Below are 18,769 nucleotides of genomic sequence, written 5' to 3'. Positions count from 1 at the left end.
CGGTCCCCGGCCCCCTCCGGGCCGGCCGGCACGGACGGCCCCGGACCGGTTTCGGTGAAGGCGGGCCGGTCGGCGGGCAGCGTGGTGTGGTGCACGACCACGGAGCCGTCGGCGTCGATCCCGACGCCGACGTCGAGCCGGGACCGCTGCGCCGCCCGGTGGGCCAGCGCGACGACACCGTCGGGGCCCCCGACGGCCCCCGGATCCGGCCAGGTCGTGACCGGGACGCCCTCCTCCTCGGCGCCGGCCAGCACCTCGCGCAGCACCGGGTCCGGGATGTCCGGGTGGTGCCCGACGACGACCGACGGCGGCTCCGGGGCCGACGCCGGGCCCGGGTGGCTCATGCCGCCGGCTCCCCGCTGCCGACCAGCGAGCTCGCGTGCGCGTCGACCAGACCGGAGGCGACGGCGTTGCGCGGACCCTCGGTGCCGTGCACGTTACCGGTACCGCAGACCACGCCCGACCCGGCGAGCGCGTCGGCGATCATCTGCGGGATCTCGAAGTCCAGCGCGGACCCGCCGAGCAGCACGACGAAGTCGAGCATGCGCAGCGACCCGCTCGGGGCCACCTGGCGCAGCGCCCGCAGCGCGTTCACCACGAACACCCGGCGCTTCGCCTCCCGGCGCACCCGCACGACGTGGTCGATGGAGTGCCGCGTCGTCACCGGGACGGGCCCGTCCGGGGTCATGACGACGACCCGGGCGAACACGTGCGAGGGCAGCGGCTCGGTGAAGAACTGCACCGAACCGTCCTCGTGGCGGACGTGGAAGAAGCTCTCCACCTTCGCCAGCGGGAACCACTTGACCTGCTCGGCGGTCTCACGGTCGTCGAGCGCCAGCTCGGAGTCGATCAGCTTGGTGACCAGCTCGCCCGCGCCGGCGACGTGCACCGCGGAGCACGTGCCGTCCCGCAGCAGCAGCGCCGCGTCGGTGGAGCCGCCGCCCATGTCGAGGATCGCGATCGGTGTGTCGGTGCCCGGGGTGGTCAGGGCCCCGCGGACCGCCATCTCGCCCTCGACGCCGCCGATCCGGGCCGAGCAGCCGAGCGTCTCGGCGACCCGGTCGGCGACGACCTGCATCCGGCTGCGGCTGGTGCGCACCATCGCGGCGAGTGCGACGGCGTTCTCCAGCGACACCTCACCGGCCAGCCCGCCCCGCACCTCGCGCGGGACGAACGTGTCGATGGCCAGCACGTCGCGGATCCGGATCTCCCCGGCCGGCTGCCCGGTCACGTCGGTCATCGTGTCCCGGACCTGGGCGAGCATCCCGCCGACGTGCGTGCCGGGCTGGCCGGTCGCGTCGTCGAGGGGCTGCACCCGGGCCAGGGTCTCCATGATCTCGTCGGCGCCGGCGTCGACGTCGACCCGCAGGGTCTTGCCGGCCCCGGTCAGGACCAGCTCCCCCACCGGGACGCGGCGGTCGGTCACGTCCCCGGCCGGGGTCCGGACGACGACGGCCGAGCGGTTCCCGGTCAGCGCCCGCGCCACCGGCGCGACCTGCCGGGTCTGGTCGGGGTCGAGCTCGAACACCGTGGCCAGGCCGTAGGAGTCCGACAGGGTCCGGATGGTGCGCCCCGGCAGGGCGACCTCCACCGCCGCGGACATACCGAGCGGCACCCGCTCGACGGCGCCGACCTCGTCGACGATCGGGATCGAGACGTCGATCCGGTTCGCGACGAGCACCGCATCGTCCTGCGCCAGCACCGCCGCCACCAGCTCCAGGCCGCGTCCGAGCGCATCGTTCAGCACCCGCGCGACGCGGTCGAAGTCCCACCCGCGCCCGACGACGGCGATCACCGGTCCCTCGGGGACCGGGCCGGGGCCGGTGAGGTCCTCCATCGCGACGGTGACGCCGACCCCGATCCCGCTGCCGCCCGGCGTCGCCGGGTTGTGCCCGATCATCGTCGACTCGGTGATGATCGTCTCGGTGATCGTCTCCATGGCGAGACCGCTGATCACCGGTGTCGCCTCGTTGAGCAGCACATCGTCCAGCTCGTCGGCGGAGCGCCGGGCCCCTTCCAGGGCCCGGCGGACCGCCTTCACCGCGCCGTCGGTGTTGTCCGGGGTCCCCTTGACCCCGGTGGTGCGGGTCAGGGCGGTCCCGAGGTAGGTGACCCGGCCGCCGGCGTCGATCGAGGCCACGCAGGCCTCGGTCGTCGAGTTGCCGATGTCCACGCCCACGACCAGCCGCGAGCCGTCCGTCCCGTGCACCTGTGTCTCCTTCAGCCTGCGACCGGTGCGCCGAGGGCGACCTCGACCGGACGCACCCCGGTGCGGATCTGCTCGAACTCCTTGAGGTGCAGCAGCGCCGCCTTGGCCTGCCAGCGGGGGCGGGCCATCTGGTCGTTGCGGGTCGGCACCGGCTGCGGCGACTCGCCCTTGGCGTACTGCGCGGCGTTGGAACCGATGCCGCGGAACACCTCGGCGTCGAGCAGCGGGGACTGCGGGAACAGCTCCAGGTTCGACAGCCGGGCCAGGTCCTTCTGATGGATCATCGTGGTGCCCCGCGACAGCAGGCCCACGCAGATCCCGGAGCCGGACAGCTTCGCGCCGGTGTGGGCGATGGCCGCCAGGTCGGCGGTGTCCCACACCCGGATCAGCCGCGACGTCACGCCCTGCTCCTCGATGCCCGCCATGAGCTGGCGCAGCACCTCGGCGTGCGGGACGTCGACGATCGTGCGGGTGAAGAACCCGGCGAACGCCGGGGACACCGCGATGACGACCTCGTCGGGCCGGGTGCCGCGCTCGGCGGGCCCGATCTCGGTGAGCGACAACGGGTTCTCGGTAGCGGTGCTCACGAGACCTCCTCCTCGGGGTTCTCGGCGCTGGTGACGTGGCGCAGCTTCTTCAGGGCGTTCCACCGGTCGCCGGTCAGGCGGTAGCCGGTGCCGGGACCGGCGTAGTCGTTGGCGTCGTTGATGGCGGCCTGCGGGACGAAGTTCTCGTCGAGGATCGCCGAGGTCTGGAGCAGGTCGCCGGACACGCGCTGGCGCAGGACCTGCAGCAGGTTCTCCGCGACGTCGTGGAAGCCGGTGCGCTCCAGGATCTTGACCAGGTCGAGACCGGTGATGCCGCGGTCCATGACCGACTGGGCGCCCTTGAGGTCCTCGAGGACCTCGCGCAGCGGGTAGTCGGCGCTGGAGTTGGCGTAGGTGGCCGCCTCGATCTCCTCGTCGGTGATCCGGGGCAGGTCCAGCTCCGCGAACACGGCCTGCATCGCGCGGGCCGCCTTCTCGCGCACCGCGAGGATCTCCGGCTCGCGGACGTGGCGCAGGCCGCCGTCGATCTGCAGGTCGCGCTGGATGGTGTTCCAGTCGTCGTAGTCCTCGACGTCGAGGTTCGACCCGGCGAACATGTTGTCCGAGTTCGGCACGCCGGAGAAGCCGGAGCACACCAGGTCCTGACCGGACAGCAGCTGCGGCATGAGCCGGCTGGTGCGGCGCATCGCCGAGTGCGAGAACGACTGGTCGTTGCCGGCCGCGCACTCGAGGTCGACCATGTTGCAGACCAGGTTCTCGGCGGCGACGGCCCGGATGCCGCCGGGGACCGCGCCCGGGACGCCGATGCAGCTGATCGAGCCGTTCTGCAGGCCCTGGACGCCGGCGCCCTTGGCCATCAGGATGCAGCGGATCTCGAGGAACAGCATGGAGCGGCCCTCGGCGTTGCCCATCTGCACCTCCGACCCGGTGCCCGAGGTGAAGCGCATCTTGATGCCGCGGGAGGCGTAGGCGCTGGCGAGGAACGACTTCGACCACGGGGTGTCGTCGCCGTCGACGAAGACCGACTCGGTGCCGTAGACCGAGATCGTCTCGGCGTAGCCGGTGATGCCGCGCATGCCCAGGTCGAGCTCGGTGGCCTCCTCCAGCGCGCACTGGGTGATGACACCGCCGCGCCCGGACTGGGCACCGACCTGCAGGCCGATGGCCACGAGCGGGGCGTAGCGCAGGACGCCGAGGGTCGTCTCCATCTCGGCGAAGCCGCGCAGCGCGGCCTCGGCGGCGTCGGCCGCGACCTGGATGGGGTTGTCCCGGGCGCTGGTGGAGTGCGCCTGGTTGGCGGGGCTGCGACGGGCCCGCATCTTCTGCATCGACATCATGATCTCGACGACGTTGAGCAGCTTGACGACGTCGAGCAGCTTGGCCGGGGTGAGGCCGCGGGTGATGTCGAGCAGGTCGGCCCGGGTGACGCCCGGGTCGACGAGCATCCGCGCGATGTCGGTCGAGGGGATCGCGGTGGCCCGCTCGGCGACCTCGACGTCGATCGCGTGGTCGGCGATGAAGGTGTCCATGAAGTCGAACTCGGCGCGCTCGCGCCCGTCCATCTCGACGATCACGCCGTTCTCGACGCGGACGCTCGGCTGCGGGTCGAAGTCGCTCTCCATGGCGACGAGACCCTTCTCCGGCCATTCCTCGACGAAGCCGTCGAGGTTGACCGGGCGGGACTCGAGCATGTCCGTGCGCTTGGAGGTCCGGGCCCCGGTCGCCGGGGTGCCCGCCTCGGGGAGGGTGCTGGTCATCGGTCAGTCTCCTTCGCGGGCGAGCAGGTCGCGGGCGGCGTAGACCTGCGCGGCCTCGCGGACGAGCGCGGCGCAGGTGGCGGCGGCGTAGTCGTTCTCCAGCCGGTCGGCGATCTCCGCGAGCCGGGCGGCCGACGAGGCGCGGGGCCGCAGCGCGTTGTAGATCGCGAGGACCTCCTCGTCGGGGACGGCGGTGAGTTCGGCGGCACGCCGCATGTTCTCGGCGAGCTGGCGGCGGCCGACCGAGTCGGAGATCTCGCCCTGGAGCTTCAGGGTCTCGGGCGAGATGCGGAGGTCCTCGTTGCGGATCTCCCCGGACACGACGGCGGCCATGGTGACCTCCGCCAGCGGCCGGCCGGTCGGGGTGCGGAGCAGGTCGGGCCGCTGCACGGACAGCGGGTAGTCGGTGGGGCCGAGGGTGGTGGTCATCGGGTCTCCTCCAGGCGGGACGCCACGGGCTGCTCGACCGGGGCCTCCGGGTGCGGGACGCGGCCGACGGGGGTCTCGCCGGTCGCGGCGGCCTCCAGCTCGGCCGGGGTGAGGAAGCGCTCGACCAGCAGGACGAAGGCGCCGCCTCCGATCAGGCCACCGAGCAGCGGGGCGACGATCGGGAGCCACCAGTACGGGACACCGGCGGCGGTGACGAACGCGGTGTCGTAGCCGGTGACGAACGAGGCGAGTCGGGGGCCCAGGTCACGGGCCGGGTTGATCGCGTAGCCGGCGTTGGCACCGAACGCGATGCCGATGCCGACGACCAGGAAGCCGATCATGAAGGGCGCCATGTTGGCGCCGGGCGGGTTGTTCAACGCGTTGGTCAGCGCGAAGATCACGAAGACGAGCAGGGCGGTGCCGACGATCTGGTCGCCGAACGCGGCGAAGATCGTGACGTGCTCGCCGGGCAGGGTCGAGAAGATGGTCTGCGTGGCGACGGTGTGGCCGGGGTCGACCGCCGCGATCGGGCCGGCGTAGACGGCCCGCACGACGAGGGCGGCGAGGAATGCGCCGACCGTCTGGGCCAGCCAGTAGGGCACGACCTTGCGCCAGGCGAAGCCCTTGAACACGGCCAGCGCCAGGGTGACGGCCGGGTTGAGATGGGCGCCGCTCACGCGGCCGGCGATGTAGACGCCCATGGTGACCGCGACGCCCCAGCCCCAGACCAGGGTGCCCCAGTCGCCGTTGGCACCCTCGGAGGTCACGACCTGGGCGACGGTGCCGCAGCCGATGAGGATCAGGACGAAGGTCCCGGCGAACTCGGCTGCGAGCTCGCCGGCGTCCCCGCGGCTCACGCGAGTGCCGCCACGGCGGCCTCGGCCACCGTCACGTCCTGCTCCACCGAGCCGGCGCTGACCCCGACCGCGCCGACGAGCTCACCGTCGCGGTGGATCGGGATGCCGCCGCCGAAGATGACCATGCCACCGGCGGTGTGCTCCAGGCCGTAGAGCTCGGCACCGGGCTGCACCAGCGGGGTCAGCGCCGCGGTCGGCAGGTTCATCAGGATCGAGGTGCGCGCCTTGCGCTGGGCGATGTCGATGCTCGCGCGGATCGCGCCGTCCTGGCGGGCGAAGGCGAGCAGGTGACCGCCGTCGTCCACGATCGCCACGTTCATCGGCTGGCCGATCTCGGTCGCCTTCGCCAGTCCGGCGGCCAGCGCCTTCTCTGCGTCCTGGAGGGTCAGTCGCTGCATCCGGGCCTCACTCCTCGTCGAGTCGAGCTGCCCGGGTCCGTACCGGGCCACGACGAGGACGCTATGAGCGCGGTCACCCACGCAGATATGAGGACTCTCCCTACCTCACCCCCACCCCCACACCCTCCGGAGAGGGCCGTACGGCCCAGTCGGCGCCGGTGCGGAGGGGTCGACGGACCGGTCGCCGAAGCGGCGTCGACCAGGTGGCCCGGCCGGCCGCAGCGACGGCGGCCACACCGTCCTGCGTGCGGCCCTCGCTCAGTTGCCCGCGCCGAAACGCGCGAGCATGGTCCGGTTGCGGGCACCGGTCTTCCGCAGCACCGCTCCGACGTGCTTCTCCACCGTCTTGACCGAGATGGCCAGCCGGGTGGCGATCTGCTTGTCGGCCAGCCCCTGTTCGACGAGTGCGCGGACCTCCCGCTCCCGCAGGGTCAGCGTGTGCTGGCCGCGGGCCGGCTGCAGGCCGGCGGGCGGCGCGACGAGCGGACCCGCTGTGCAGGGGGTGGGCGGGTCGGGCCAGCAGGCCCGCACGCGCGTCCCCCACCCGGGGACGCTGTCGATCTCCAGCCGGCCGCCGGCGGCGCGCACGGTGGACTCGACCCGGTCCAGCCCGGACCGGGACGCGGTGACGGGGTCGAAACCGCGGCCGTCGTCCTCGACGAGCAGACGGACCGTCCCCGTCTCGAACGCCAGCCCCACCCGCAGCGTGCACGCACCGGAGTGCAGCACCGCGTTGTCGAGCAGCAGCCGCGCGACCTCGTGCACCCCCGTCGCGACGACCGGGGCCGGCACCCGCTCGGTACCCAGGGTGACCACGCCGCCGCGGGCACCGAGCGCGCGCAGCGCGCGGTCCAGCTCGGCCCGCAGCTCCGGCAGCAGCTGCGGCGCGGCGGGGGCGGTCGCGACCGCCGGGACGTCGGCGAGCAGCCGGGCCGCCATCACCGCGACGGCCGCCTGCTCGGCGAACCCCTCGACCGCGGCGACGTCGGAATCGCGGAAGCGTCCACCCCCACCGAAAGCACAGGCTCCGAGCAACTCGTCGTCCCACCAGAGGGGGGTTCCGAGCACGTCCGGTGCGCCGGGGCCGTCCCCCTCCACAAGGAGGGTGCGGGGCTCCCGGACCAGGCGGGCCAGCACGTCCTCCACCGGGGGCAGGGGATCGCGGTGCACGACCGGTGCCGGGTCGCCCAGCAACGCGACGGTGCCGCCACCACCGCCCAGCCTGCTGGTCGTGCGCCGGACGAGGTCGTCGAGCAGCGTCGTCACACCCCGGTCCTGCGCCGCACCGTGAGCGAGGATCACCCGGTCCTCCCGGTATCCATCTTGCATCTATGCCGCATTCCTGGAGGGGAACGGTAGGGATGTCGACCGGGGTGGGCAAGCCTCGCGAACCCGGGCCGGACGTGTTCAGGCATCATTTCGGATGTGGACGACGGGTCACGGGCGAGCGGTAGCGCCACCGAACGGGCGTACCGGTTCGCCAAGGCCGGGATCCTCGACGGCTCCCTGCCCGCGGGCGAGCTGATCAGCGAGGGTCAGGTCGCGCGGCCGCTCGCGCTGAGCCGCACGCCGGTCCGCGAGGCGTTCCTGCAGCTGCAGGCCGAGGGTCTGCTGAAGCTCTATCCCAAGCGCGGCGCGCTCGTGGTACCGGTCTCCCCCGGTGAGGTGGACGCCGTCGTCGAGGCCCGCGACGTCATCGAGTCGCACGCGATCGCCACCGTCGTGGGGGTCGACGACGAGACCCTGGAGCACATCACCGCCGCGATGGACGCCGCGATCGAGGACCAGCTCGCCGCCGTGGCCGCGCGCGACGAGCTCGCCTTCGTCGAGGCCGACCGCCAGTTCCACACCGTGCTGGTGCGGGCCGGGTGCCGCAGCATCCTGCTGGAGGTCTACGGGACGCTGCGCGACCGGCAGCTGCGGATGAACATGGGTGCACTGGGCGGCCGCTTCCCCGGCCGGGCCGAGCGCCTGGTCGCCGAGCACCGGCAGCTGCTCGCCGGGCTGCGCGCCCGGGACCGCCAGGGCGCGGTGGCCGTGCTCCGGGTGCACCTGGCGGGCACCCGGGCGTCGGTTCTGGGTGCTCCCCCGGCGAGCGCCTGAGCCGCCGGGCCTCAGCCCCGCAGCACCCGCACCACGACCGTGCGGCTCGCGCGGTCGTGCCAGCCCCGGCCGTCGGTGTCGCGCAGGAACGGCGGCAGCACCACCGCGATCATCGCGGTGCGCAGCAGCGCCCGCGGCACACCGACGTGGGTCGCCATGTCGGTGCGCGCGACCCGCATCCCCAGCGCGAGGTGCCCCGGTGCCGTGCCGAGCACCGACACGGACAGCGCGGTGATCACGAACCAGGTCCCGAGGACCCACCAGCTGAACTCCGGGGTGCCGAGCGCGTCGACCCCGGCGACCAGCAGCACCAGCAGGTAGGACAGGAACCAGTCGAGGCAGACGCCGGCGACCCGGCGGCCGAACCCGGCGACGGAGTAGTGACCGGTCGCCGGCAGCCCGAAACGCTCGCCGGGGTGTCCGGCCGGGGCGGAGCCCCCGGCGGATGAACCGGGGAGCCAGGACTCGATCCAACGGGCCATGCTCTCTAGCGTAGGCGCCGTAACCGCACCACCGAGCGGGACCGGACCGGACACCGATGACGAACGTGATCGATGTCGCGGTCGGGTCAGTTAACGTCGGTGAAACAGGTGAGTGATGGGTGAGCAACACGCCACTCCTACCGTCACCCACGATCTCCACCAGCGAATGAAGGAGCCCAGAGAGTGTTCAGCAACGCCGAAGAGGTACTCAAGTACATCTCGGACGAGAAGGTCGAGTACGTCGACATCAGGTTCTGCGACCTGCCCGGCGTCATGCAGCACCTCACCGTCCCCGCCAAGACGGCCGGCGACCTCCTGGAGAACGGCGCCGCCTTCGACGGCTCCTCCGTCCGCGGTTTCCAGGCGATCAACGAGTCCGACATGGCGCTGCACCCGGACCCGTCCACCGCGCGCGTCGACCCGTTCCGCAAGCACAAGACGCTGAACATCAACTTCTTCGTGCACGACCCGATCACCGGTGAGCCCTACTCCCGTGACCCGCGGAACGTCGCCCGCAAGGCGCAGGAGTACCTGACCGCCTCCGGCATCGCCGACACCGCGTTCATGGCGCCCGAGGCCGAGTTCTACGTCTTCGACTCGATCCGGTTCGGCACCGACCCGCACCAGGCCTACCACCACATCGACTCCGCGGAGGGCTGGTGGAACACCGGCCGCGAGGAGGTCGGGGGCAACCTGGGCTACAAGGTCAACTACAAGGGCGGCTACTTCCCCGTCCCGCCGGTCGACCACTACGCCGACCTGCGCGCCGACATCGTCAGCACGATGCAGGCGTCGGGCTTCGAGGTGGAGCGCGAGCACCACGAGGTCGGCACCGCGGGCCAGGCCGAGATCAACTACAAGTTCGACACGCTGCTGCGTGCGGCCGACGACGTCATGCTCTTCAAGTACCTGGTGAAGAACGTGGCGTGGCAGAACGGCAAGACCGCCACCTTCATGCCGAAGCCGCTGTTCGGTGACAACGGCTCGGGCATGCACGTGCACCAGTCGCTGTGGAAGGACGGCCAGCCGCTGTTCCACGACGAGTCCGGCTACGGCGGGCTGTCCGACACCGCCCGCTACTACATCGGCGGCCTGCTGCACCACGCGCCGTCGCTGCTGGCCTTCACCAACCCGACCGTGAACTCGTTCCACCGCCTGGTCCCAGGCTTCGAGGCGCCGGTCAACCTGGTCTACTCGGCCCGCAACCGCTCGGCCTGCATCCGGATCCCGCTGTCCGGTGACAGCCCAAAGGCCAAGCGCATCGAGTTCCGCTGCCCCGACTCGTCCGGCAACCCCTACCTCGCCTTCTCGGCGATGCTGATGGCCGGCCTCGACGGCATCAAGAACAAGATCGAGCCGCCGGCCCCGATCGACAAGGACCTCTACGAGCTTCCGCCGGAGGAGGCCAAGGACATCGCGCAGGTCCCGTCCTCGCTGGGCGCGGTCATCGACCGGCTCGAGGAGGACCACGACTACCTGCTCGAGGGTGGCGTGTTCACGCCCGACCTGATCGAGACCTGGATCTCCTACAAGCGGGAGAACGAGATCGACCCGCTGCGGCTGCGCCCGCACCCGTACGAGTTCGCCCTGTACTACGACGTGTGATCCGCACCTGACCCACGTCACGCCGAGGCCCGGCCCCCGTCAGGGAGCCGGGCCTCGGCGCGTCCGGTGGGTCGTCGGCCGCCCCGTCAGAGGCGCTCGACGCGGTCGGCCTGCGGGCCCCGGTCGCTCTGCCGCACCGCGTAGCGGACACGGTCGCCCTTCTGCAGCGGCTCCGCGTCCCGGATCACGGACACGTGGACGAACAGGTCGTCCCCGCCGGCATCCGGGGAGATGAACCCGAAGCCGCGGTCCTCGTCGTAGCGGACGACGACGCCCTCGCCGCCCCGTGCGGGAACCTCGCGCGACGACGGCCCCGCGGGGGGTGCCGACCGCTTCGGCGCCGTCGAGGGCTCACCGCTCCGGACCAGATGCACGTCACGGGCCTGGGGGCCCTTCTCCGCCTGGGCCACCTCGAAGGCGATGCGGTCGCCCTCCGCGAGCCAGGTCAGCCCCTCGGCCAGGGCCCGGGCGTGGACGAAGACGTCGTCGCCGCCGGAGTCGGGGGTGACGAAGCCGAAGCCCTTGTCCTCGTCGTACCAGGCGACCGTGCCGTCGGCGTCGTCCGCGGTGTCGTCCACGGCGGGCGGGCCGACCTCCGCCCCGAGCGGGATCAGGTTCCCGGCCTGCGGGCCGCGCTCGCCCTCCACGACCAGGAAGGCCACCCGCTGGCCCTCGGTGACCACGCCGCCGGTCACGATGGCGGAGCTGTGCACGAAGATGTCGGCGCCGCCGCCGTCCGGGGTCGCGAAGCCGTATCCCTTCCCCGGCTCGTACCAGGTGACGGTGCCGAGCAGGCCCACGGCGCTGTCGGCCGCCTCGGCCGTGACGCGCACCCGCAGCGCCTGGGGTCCGCGGTCGTTCTCGCCGACCTCGAACTCGACGACCTGGCCCTCCCGGAGCACGGGTGCGCCACCGCCCCCGACGATCTCGGAGGCGTGCACGAACACGTCCGGCGAACCGTCCTCGGGGGCGAGGAAGCCGAAACCCCGTTCGGCGTCGAACCAGCGGACGGTCCCGTGCGGCATCGAGAACTCCAGATCGGTGGTCGGGTACTGGCCCCAGTCTCCCCGACGGACCTCGCGGTCCGTCGGGCCGGGCCCGCGGGGCTGCGGTACGGCGCCGACCGGCGGTCCGCGCGGCATCCGGCGGACGGGTCCGGACATACGTCGGCGCCCGCCCGGAGAGTCTCCGGGCGGGCGCCGACGAGGGTGTTACGCGCGTGTCAGGCGCGGACCTTGCGGCCCACGATCACGCGGTAGATCCCCAGCAGGATCAGCGACCCCACGATGGCGAGCAGCCAGGTGGAGATGTTGAAGAAGCCGCCGAGGCCGACGCCGAACACCGCGCTGCCGATCCAGCCGCCGAGCAGCGCTCCGACGACACCGAGGATCAGGGTGACGATGATGCCGCCCGGGTCCTTGCCCGGCATGATGGCCTTGGCGATGGCGCCCGCGATCAGCCCCAGCACGATCCACGCGATGATGCCCATGTCTGTCTCCCTCGCTTACGGTCCGTTCGTGACGAACCGAATCTGACCGGTCGGCATCGAGTGACCCGTGGGGGTCGTGGCGAAACGTCCCCGGTGGTCACCGTTCGGATGCGATCAGGAGACGGGAGAACGTCGTCCCGCTCCGGCTGCTCCGAACGGCACCGTGGAGGCGCCCGTGCGGCGACCGGTGTACGGCCGTCGGCACCACGCGGTTCCCGATGTCGTGTAGGACGTCGCCGACGCTAACCACTGCCGGTCACGGAAACATCGCAGGACACCCCTGCCCCACCATCAGGTGCCGGAGTTCGCACGGTCGGGGTCTTCCCGGATGCGGGCGCGTCACGAGGCGGTCACCGCGGACGGATGCGACCCCCGCTCGGGGTCAGGTCCGCTCGGAGCATCCCGGACGCGGAATCGGTGCAGAGATCATCTCATCGCCCGCGTCCGCGGATTCGTTGACAAGGGCGGGACGCGGATGCTTGACTCAGAGCTACCGTGTTCCAGGTCACACGGAGTGAGGGTCGCACCGGCCCGTCCACTCCGATCGGTGACACCGCCCGGGTGTCCACGGAACGGCACCGGCCACGCGCGACCCTCTGCGTCACCCTGCGCCCCTCGGCGCGACCACGAACGTGCACGGTCCTTCCTCGGCGGCAGGATCGTGTCCCCTCCGCGCCCCCGGGCTGACCTCGTCGCCCGGGGGTGCGGCACATTCCGGGACGGCGGGACTACTCGGCGCCGGTGACGGCCACCAGACCGGCGGCCTCGATCCCGGCGAGGGCGGCGGCCTCGTCGTTGAGCGACGCGTCGCCGGTCACCCCGACGGCGCCGAGCAGCGCGCCGGCCGCGTCCTTGACGAAGACCCCGCCGGGCACGGAGAGGATCTTGCCGCCGGCGAGGTTCGCCACCGAGGTGAAGAACTCCGGGGAGTCCGCGGCGCGGGCGGCGATCGCGCGGTTGGTCATGCCGAGGGCGAGCACACCGCTGGCCTTGGCGACGGCGAGGTCGGGCCGCAGGAAGCCCGAGCCGTCCTGGCGGGCCAGGGCGACGATCGCGCCGCCCGGGTCGAGCACCGCGACCGTGAGCGGGTTGAAGCCCTGCTCGGTGCCGTGGGCCAGGGCAGCGGCGGCGATGGTCTGGGCCTGCTCGAGGGAGATCGTCATACTGCGAACCCTGCCATCACCGCGCCGCGCACGCCCACCCCGGCCTCACACAGCGCGGGCGGCGGTCAGCGCCGGGTGAGGCCCACCAACGGGATCGTCCGGTCGGTCCTGCGCTCGTAGTCGGCGAACCCGCCGTTGTTCTCCTTGATCCAGGCCCAGACGCGGTCGCGGTCGGTCTCGTCGAGCTCGGCCGCATGCACCGGCACGGTCTCGACCCCGCCCTCGCCGTCGGCGATCTCGGCGGTGACGTCCGGGTTCGCCATCAGGTTGTGGAACCACGCGGGGTGGCGCGGCGCGCCGGCCGCGGAGGCGACGACGACCCAGCGGTCACCGTCGGCGAACCAGCGCAGCGGGGCGATCCGCTCGGCACCGCTCTTCGCGCCGACGTGGTGGACCAGGATCATCGGCAGGCCGGTGAACGGCTCGCCGACCCGGCCGTCGTTCTCCCGGAACTCGCGGATCACCCTGGTGTTGAAGTCCTCTGCCATGACCCCATGCTGTCAGGCCGGCGCCCCGCCGGGAGCGAACACGACCCAGCAGGCGGCGAGCGTCGCGGCGAACGCGACGAGGACGAACACCGCTGCCCACGCCCCGCCGCCGAGCGGGGTGAGCTCGGCGAGCCGGTCGGCGTCGGAGTGGCGCAGCCGGCCCCCGCGACGGCCGCGGCGCAGCTCCAGACAGGCCTTCACCCCGCCGAACAGCAGGAACCAGGTCAGCGCGGCGGCGAACCCGGTCCGCAGATCGGCCGGGGCACGCAGCGCGACGAGCACGAGCACCGCACCGGTCGCGACGACGGCCAGTCCCCCGTAGAGGTTGCGGATCTGCAGCAGCGTCGCGGCCAGCAGCACCACCGCGATCCACAGCATCGCCTGCGCCTCGTCCGCCGCGACCAGCACCGCACCGCCGAGGCCGAGCAGCGGCGGGAAGACGTAGCCGGCGGAGAACATCGCGACCACGCCGGGGCCCCGCCCGGCCCCGGTGGAGTGCGTGACGCCGGAGGAGTCGGCGTGCAGCCGGATCCCGGCCAGGCCCCGCCCGACCAGGACCGCGACGAGTGCGTGCCCGCCCTCGTGGGCGATCGTGACCGCGGTGCGCGTCAGCCGCCAGGACGGCCGCCACGCGACGACCGTCAGGGCCAGCAGCGCGGCCAGCAGCGACGCCGGCCGGGCCGCGACGAGCTCGTACCCGCGGGTGATCACGTCGAGGTCTGCCACGCACCCCAGTCAACCAGCGGGGCCCGGTCACACCGCGCCGAGGATCTCCTCGACCGCCTCCAGCGCCGAGCCGGTGTCGTCCGCCAGATACATGAGGTCGACGAAGGTGTGGTCGACGTCGGTGTCGGTGGCCGCCCGGCGCACCAGCGCGGCGGCGTCGGCGGCGGTCTCCCCCGGCTTCGGGTTCACCCGCAGCACCGCGCCGATCGCGTCGGCGGGGCGGCCCGCCTCGGCCGCGGCGGCACGCAGGTCCGCCCAGGGCGCGGAGACCGCGGCGTCGAGGTCGGTGACGTCGGAGGTGACGACCGGCAGGAACCCGTCGGCCCGTTCCGCGATCCTCCGGCGTGCCCGGGGGCTGAAGCCGCCCAGGTAGACCGGCACGTGCCGCGGCCGGGCGTGCACGTACGACGGCGCGACGCTCGCGAACCGGCCGGTGAACTCCACCGGGTCGTCGTGCCACCAGGCGTCGAACAGGTCGAGGGTCTCGTCGAGCCGGGCGCCGCGCTCACCCATCGGGACACCCACCGCGTCGTACTCCTCGGGCGACCAGCCGATGCCGAGGCCCAACAGCAGCCGTCCGCCCGACAGATTGTCGATCGTCGCCGCCTGCCGGGCCAGCAGCGCCGCCGGGTACCAGGGCGCGTTGAGCGTGCTGGTGCCGAGCTGCACCCGCGCGGTGACGGCGGCCGCCGCGGTCAGCAGCGCCAGCGGGTCGTGCGCGGCGGTGAACTGCTCGGGCACGCTGCCCGGGCCGCCGGGCCCGCCGCCGTAGCCGACCGTCGGGTCGACGGCCACCAGCAGCCGGTCGCCGGTCCACAGGCTCGCCGCGCCGCGCTCCTCGGCGCCCGCCGCGAACCGCATCGTCCCGTCCACGTGGGCCGCGGCCGCACCGAACTGCGGGATCCCGAAACCGATTCGCACTTGACCTCCAGCCGCTGGAACACCCGACGCTGTACCCGTGACCGCACCACCTACCGATGATCACCCTGTCACGCTGACGATCGGGCAGCTCGCCCGGCGCAGCGAGGTCCCCGTGCGCACGCTCCGTTTCTGGTCGGACGAGGGGCTCGTCCCCGCCGACCGCAACGGCGCGGGCCACCGGGTCTACGGACCGGCCGCGGTCGCACGGCTCGACCTCGTGCGCACCCTGCGCGAGCTAGGCCTGGGCCTGGACGACGTGCGCGCCGTGCTGTCTCGCCGACGGGGGGTCGGCGAGATCGCGGCGGCACACGTCCGGGCCCTGGACGACCGGATCCGGGAGCTGCGGGCGCAGCGCGCGGTGTGCGCCCTGCTCGCCCGCACCGGAGCCGGTGACACCCCACCCGACGAACGGAGCGTGACCCTGATGAACGACCTCGCCCGGCTGTCCGCGGCCCAGCGCCAGCACCTGATCGACGACTTCGTGACCGAGACCTTCGCCGGCATCGACGACGACGCGCCCGGCGCGGGCATCGCCACCGGCATGCGGTCGATGCCCGCCGAACTCCCCGACGACCCGACCCCCGAGCAGGTGGGGGCCTGGGTGGAGCTGGCCGAGCTGGTCGCCGACCCGGGGTTCCGGGCCCGGTGCCGGGAGATGGCCGTCACCGGGGCCACCGCCCCCGAGCACCACGAGCGGGGGGCCGACCCCGCCGCGGTGGCCGAGCACGCCGGGGCCGCGCTCGCCGCGGGCGTCGACCCGGCGAGCGCGGAGGCGGCCCGCGTCCTCGCCCGCATCCCCGGCGTCGAGGGGCAGGACGCGGCGGCCCGCGCCCGGACCGCGAACAGCGTGGAGCTGTTCGCCGACCGCCGCGTCGAGCGCTACTGGACGCTGCTCGGGGTGCTCAACGGCTGGCCGGCCCGCGAGCCCGCGGTTCCGGCGTTCGAGTGGTTCGCCGCGGCACTGCGCTCGGCACCGGTCGGTCAGTCCTCGGACCAGCCGTAGAACACCCGCTCGACGACCGCGCGGGCCCGCCGCGTGACGCGCTTGTAATCGTCGAGGAACTCCCCCGGATCGCCGCCCGCCGGGTACCCGAGCGCGACGGCGACGGCGGCCAGCTCCCGCCCCGAACGCGGGAGCTGGTCGCCGGGCTTGCCCTTGACCAGCATGATCGCGTTGCGGGCCGCGGTCGCGGTGCGCCAGCCCTCCTCCAGCTCGGCGGCGTCCCCGGCGCTGATCAGCCCGGCCTCCGCGGCCTCGTGCAGCCCGTGCAGCGTCGACGGGGTGCGCAGCTCGGGGACGTCGCCCGCGTGCTGGAGCTGCAGCAGCTGCACCGTCCACTCGACGTCGGCCAGCCCGCCCAGGCCGAGCTTGGTGTGGGTGGTGCGGTCCGCGCCGCGGGGCAGCCGCTCGGCGTCGACCCGGGCCTTGATCCGGCGGATCTCCGACACCGAGGCCGCCGACACGCCGTCGGCCGGGTAGCGGATCGGGTCGACCAGCGCGGTGAACTCGCGGCCCAGCGTCCGGTCCCCCGCGATCGGGCGGGCCCGCAGCAGCGCCTGGGCCTCCCACACCTCACCCCAGCGGGCGTAGTACTCGCGGTAGGAGGCCAGGGTGCGCACCATCGGCCCGGACCGGCCCTCCGGGCGCAGGTCCGCGTCGACCGGTAGCGCCGGGTCCGGGCTGGGTGAGCCGAGCAGCCGCCGCACGCGTTCCACCACCCGGGTCGCCCACCTCACCGCGGTGTGGTCGTCGACGCCCTCGGCGGGCCGGCAGACGAACATGACGTCGGCGTCGCTGCCGTAGCTGGACTCGCCGCCGCCGAGGCGGCCCATCCCGATCACCGACAGGACGGCCGGGCGCTCGGACTCCGCGCGTAGCACCGCGTCCAGGGTCGCGGCCAGCACCGCCTCGTTGACCGAGTTCAGCGCCGTGCACACCGCGTCGACGGGCAGCAGGCCGAGCAGGTCGGCGCAGGCGATCCGCAGCATCTCGTGGCGGCGGTAGGACCGCGCCGACGCCACCGCGGCCTCCGGCGTGCTCTGCCGGGCGACGGTGGTGCGCAGCGCCATCGACACCTCGGCCGGGTCCCTGGTCAGCTCCGGGCTCTGCACCCCCGAGGAGGTCGCCAGCATCCGCAGCACCTCCGGCGCGCGGGCCAGCAGGTCCGGGACCAGTGCCGACGTGCCGAGCAGCGTCATCAGTCGCTGTGCGACCGCGCCCTCGTCGCGCAGCAGCCGCAGGTACCAGGGGGTGTCGGCGAGCGCCTCGGACACCCGCCGGTAGGCGAGCAGGCCGCGGTCGGGGTCGGGGCTGCGCGACAGCGAGTCCAGCAGCACCGGCAGCAGCGCCCGCTGGATCGACGCGGCCCGCGACACCCCGCCGGTGAGCGCCCGCAGATGCCCGAGCGCCCCCTCCGGCGACGCCCAGCCCAGCGCCTTCATCCGTGCCTTCGCCGCCTCCGGGGACAGCACGGCGTCGGCGCCGTCGGCGGCCAGCCGGGACACCGCCGACAGCAGCGGCCGGTAGAACAGCTTCTCGTGCAGCCGGGTGACGCGGCGCGCGTTGCGCTGCCACTCGTCGACCAGCACCCCGACGACGTCGCGGCGCCCGTCCGGGCGGATCCTCGCGGCCCGGGCGAGCCAGCGCAGCCCGTCGGTGTCGTCGGCGGCCGGGAGCAGGTGGGTGCGGCGCAGCTTCTGCAGCTGCAGCCGGTGCTCCAGCAGGCGCAGGAACCGGTAGGACGCGGCGAGGTTGGCGCCGTCGTCGCGGCCGACGTAGCCGCTCTCCGACAGCGCGGCCAGCGCGACCAGGGTGTTGCCCGAGTGCAGCGAGTCGTCGCCCCGGCCGTGCACCAGCTGCAGCAGCTGGACGGCGAACTCGACGTCGCGCAGCCCGCCGCGGCCGAGCTTCAGCTCGCGTTCGCGCTGCTCGGAGGGGATGTTCTCGATGACCCGGGCCCGCATGGCCTGCACGTCGGTCACGAAGTCGTCGCGGGTGGAGGCCTGCCACACCATCGGCGACAGCGCCTCGACGTAGGCAGCACCGAGCTCGCGGTCCCCGGCGATCGGGCGGGCCTTGAGCAGCGCCTGGAACTCCCAGGTCTTCGCCCACCGCTTGTAGTACGCCACGTGCCCCTCGAGGGTCCGCACCAGTGCGCCCTGGCGGCCCTCGGGGCGCAGGTTCGCGTCGACCTCGAAACAGGCCTCCCCCGCGATGCGCATGACCCGCGACGCGAGCTTCGTCGCGGCCTGGGTGAGCTCCCCGCCGGGTTCGGCGACGAACACGACGTCGACGTCGGAGACGTAGTTGAGCTCCCGGCCACCGCACTTGCCGAGCCCGATGATCGCGAGCCGCAGCTCCTCGGGCGGGTCCAGCTCGGCCGCGGCCACCGCCAGCGACGCCGACAGCGCGGCCTCGGCGAGGTCGGCGAGCTGGGCGGCGACGTCGTCGACCTCCATCACCGGCAGACCCGGGTCCCCGACGGCGGCCAGGTCGGCCGAGGCGAGGCCGAGCAGCTCGTCGCGGTAGGCCGTGCGCAGCGCGGCGACGGCCTCGGCGCCGGTCAGCGACGCCCGCGCTCCCCCGGCCGTCCC

The 18,769-nt window shown here is 73.4% G+C and carries 19 protein-coding genes and 1 pseudogene; 3 read left to right on the top strand and 17 right to left on the bottom strand.

Translation table 11 applies throughout. From position 1 onward, the window contains the following. From NH602_RS14365 to NH602_RS14330, 8 genes are all read right to left on the bottom strand, one after another. Positions 1-344: glycerol dehydratase reactivase beta/small subunit family protein (locus NH602_RS14365; RefSeq protein ID WP_253068070.1), on the bottom strand; the 344-nt coding region annotated here is incomplete at its 3' end. Further along, the gene (locus tag NH602_RS14360; protein WP_253068069.1) at positions 341-2,209 is read right to left on the bottom strand and encodes a diol dehydratase reactivase subunit alpha; all 1,869 of its coding nucleotides are present in this window, start codon (positions 2,207-2,209) and stop codon (positions 341-343) included. The genes NH602_RS14360 and NH602_RS14365, both read right to left, overlap by 4 nt. An 11-nt stretch (positions 2,210-2,220) precedes the next feature. Further along, the gene (locus tag NH602_RS14355; protein ID WP_073574164.1) at positions 2,221-2,796 is read right to left on the bottom strand and encodes a propanediol/glycerol family dehydratase medium subunit; all 576 of its coding nucleotides are present in this window, start codon (positions 2,794-2,796) and stop codon (positions 2,221-2,223) included. Next, entirely contained in the window at positions 2,793-4,514 is a 1,722-nt protein-coding gene (locus NH602_RS14350; RefSeq protein ID WP_073574165.1) for a propanediol/glycerol family dehydratase large subunit, read from the bottom strand. Before NH602_RS14350 ends, NH602_RS14355 begins: the two co-directional genes overlap by 4 nt. Positions 4,515-4,517: 3 nt before the next feature. After that, positions 4,518-4,943 carry a diol dehydratase small subunit gene (locus NH602_RS14345; RefSeq protein WP_073574166.1) on the bottom strand — a complete coding sequence of 142 codons (426 nt, stop codon included), beginning with the start codon at positions 4,941-4,943 and terminating at the stop codon, positions 4,518-4,520. Continuing rightward, entirely contained in the window at positions 4,940-5,800 is an 861-nt protein-coding gene (locus NH602_RS14340; RefSeq protein ID WP_100878064.1) for an MIP/aquaporin family protein, read from the bottom strand. Before NH602_RS14340 ends, NH602_RS14345 begins: the two co-directional genes overlap by 4 nt. Then, complete coding sequence (locus tag NH602_RS14335) at positions 5,797-6,249, bottom strand: heme-binding protein (RefSeq protein WP_224402122.1); 453 nt, start codon at positions 6,247-6,249, stop codon at positions 5,797-5,799. The genes NH602_RS14340 and NH602_RS14335 overlap by 4 nt, the downstream gene beginning before the upstream one ends. Before the next feature lie 207 nt (positions 6,250-6,456). After that, on the bottom strand, positions 6,457-7,500 hold the full coding sequence (locus tag NH602_RS14330) for a LuxR C-terminal-related transcriptional regulator (protein ID WP_253068068.1): 1,044 nt from the start codon (positions 7,498-7,500) through the stop codon (positions 6,457-6,459). 123 nt (positions 7,501-7,623) lie between these two features. On the opposite strand from NH602_RS14330, the gene NH602_RS14325 reads away from it, so the two are divergent. Then, on the top strand, positions 7,624-8,301 hold the full coding sequence (locus tag NH602_RS14325; RefSeq protein ID WP_253068067.1) for a GntR family transcriptional regulator: 678 nt from the start codon (positions 7,624-7,626) through the stop codon (positions 8,299-8,301). Between the two features lie 11 nt (positions 8,302-8,312). Here NH602_RS14325 and NH602_RS14320 read toward each other — a convergent pair whose 3' ends face one another. Further along, positions 8,313-8,783, bottom strand: a complete 471-nt coding sequence (locus NH602_RS14320; RefSeq protein ID WP_073574170.1) for an RDD family protein — start codon at positions 8,781-8,783, stop codon at positions 8,313-8,315. 183 nt (positions 8,784-8,966) lie between these two features. Between NH602_RS14320 and glnA the strand changes: the two genes are divergently transcribed. After that, positions 8,967-10,388: a type I glutamate--ammonia ligase gene (glnA, locus tag NH602_RS14315; RefSeq protein WP_253068066.1), complete on the top strand. Its 1,422-nt coding sequence runs from the start codon at positions 8,967-8,969 to the stop codon at positions 10,386-10,388. Between the two features lie 86 nt (positions 10,389-10,474). On the opposite strand, the gene NH602_RS32220 is transcribed toward glnA, so the two are convergent. The 7 genes and pseudogenes from NH602_RS32220 to NH602_RS14275 form a co-directional block, all read right to left on the bottom strand. Further along, entirely contained in the window at positions 10,475-11,188 is a 714-nt protein-coding gene (locus NH602_RS32220; RefSeq protein ID WP_337826694.1) for a cold shock domain-containing protein, read from the bottom strand. Between the two features lie 27 nt (positions 11,189-11,215). Further along, a pseudogene (locus tag NH602_RS14300) lies at positions 11,216-11,413 on the bottom strand (cold-shock protein); the annotation flags it as partial. A 197-nt stretch (positions 11,414-11,610) separates the two neighbouring features. Beyond that, entirely contained in the window at positions 11,611-11,877 is a 267-nt protein-coding gene (locus NH602_RS14295; protein ID WP_073574171.1) for a GlsB/YeaQ/YmgE family stress response membrane protein, read from the bottom strand. A gap of 728 nt (positions 11,878-12,605) precedes the next feature. Beyond that, positions 12,606-13,040, bottom strand: coding sequence for a heme-binding protein (locus tag NH602_RS14290; protein WP_073574172.1), 435 nt, complete (start codon positions 13,038-13,040; stop codon positions 12,606-12,608). Between the two features lie 65 nt (positions 13,041-13,105). Beyond that, entirely contained in the window at positions 13,106-13,528 is a 423-nt protein-coding gene (locus NH602_RS14285; protein ID WP_253068065.1) for a nitroreductase/quinone reductase family protein, read from the bottom strand. A gap of 12 nt (positions 13,529-13,540) precedes the next feature. After that, positions 13,541-14,254, bottom strand: coding sequence for a M50 family metallopeptidase (locus NH602_RS14280; RefSeq protein WP_253068064.1), 714 nt, complete (start codon positions 14,252-14,254; stop codon positions 13,541-13,543). A gap of 27 nt (positions 14,255-14,281) precedes the next feature. After that, entirely contained in the window at positions 14,282-15,175 is an 894-nt protein-coding gene (locus NH602_RS14275; RefSeq protein WP_179762411.1) for a TIGR03619 family F420-dependent LLM class oxidoreductase, read from the bottom strand. A gap of 37 nt (positions 15,176-15,212) precedes the next feature. On the opposite strand from NH602_RS14275, the gene NH602_RS14270 reads away from it, so the two are divergent. Continuing rightward, positions 15,213-16,178, top strand: coding sequence for a MerR family transcriptional regulator (locus NH602_RS14270; RefSeq protein ID WP_253068063.1), 966 nt, complete (start codon positions 15,213-15,215; stop codon positions 16,176-16,178). Here the strand turns inward: NH602_RS14270 and NH602_RS14265 are convergent. Beyond that, positions 16,157-18,769: bifunctional [glutamine synthetase] adenylyltransferase/[glutamine synthetase]-adenylyl-L-tyrosine phosphorylase (locus NH602_RS14265; protein ID WP_253068062.1), on the bottom strand; the 2,613-nt coding region annotated here is incomplete at its 5' end. The genes NH602_RS14270 and NH602_RS14265 overlap by 22 nt on opposite strands.

The sequence above is a fragment of the Pseudonocardia sp. McavD-2-B genome (genome assembly GCF_024124365.1).
GTDB classification, from domain to species: Bacteria; Actinomycetota; Actinomycetes; order Mycobacteriales; family Pseudonocardiaceae; genus Pseudonocardia; species Pseudonocardia alni.
The sequence above is the reverse complement of the archived record's forward strand: the minus strand, read 5'-3'. Positions and strand labels throughout refer to the sequence as shown.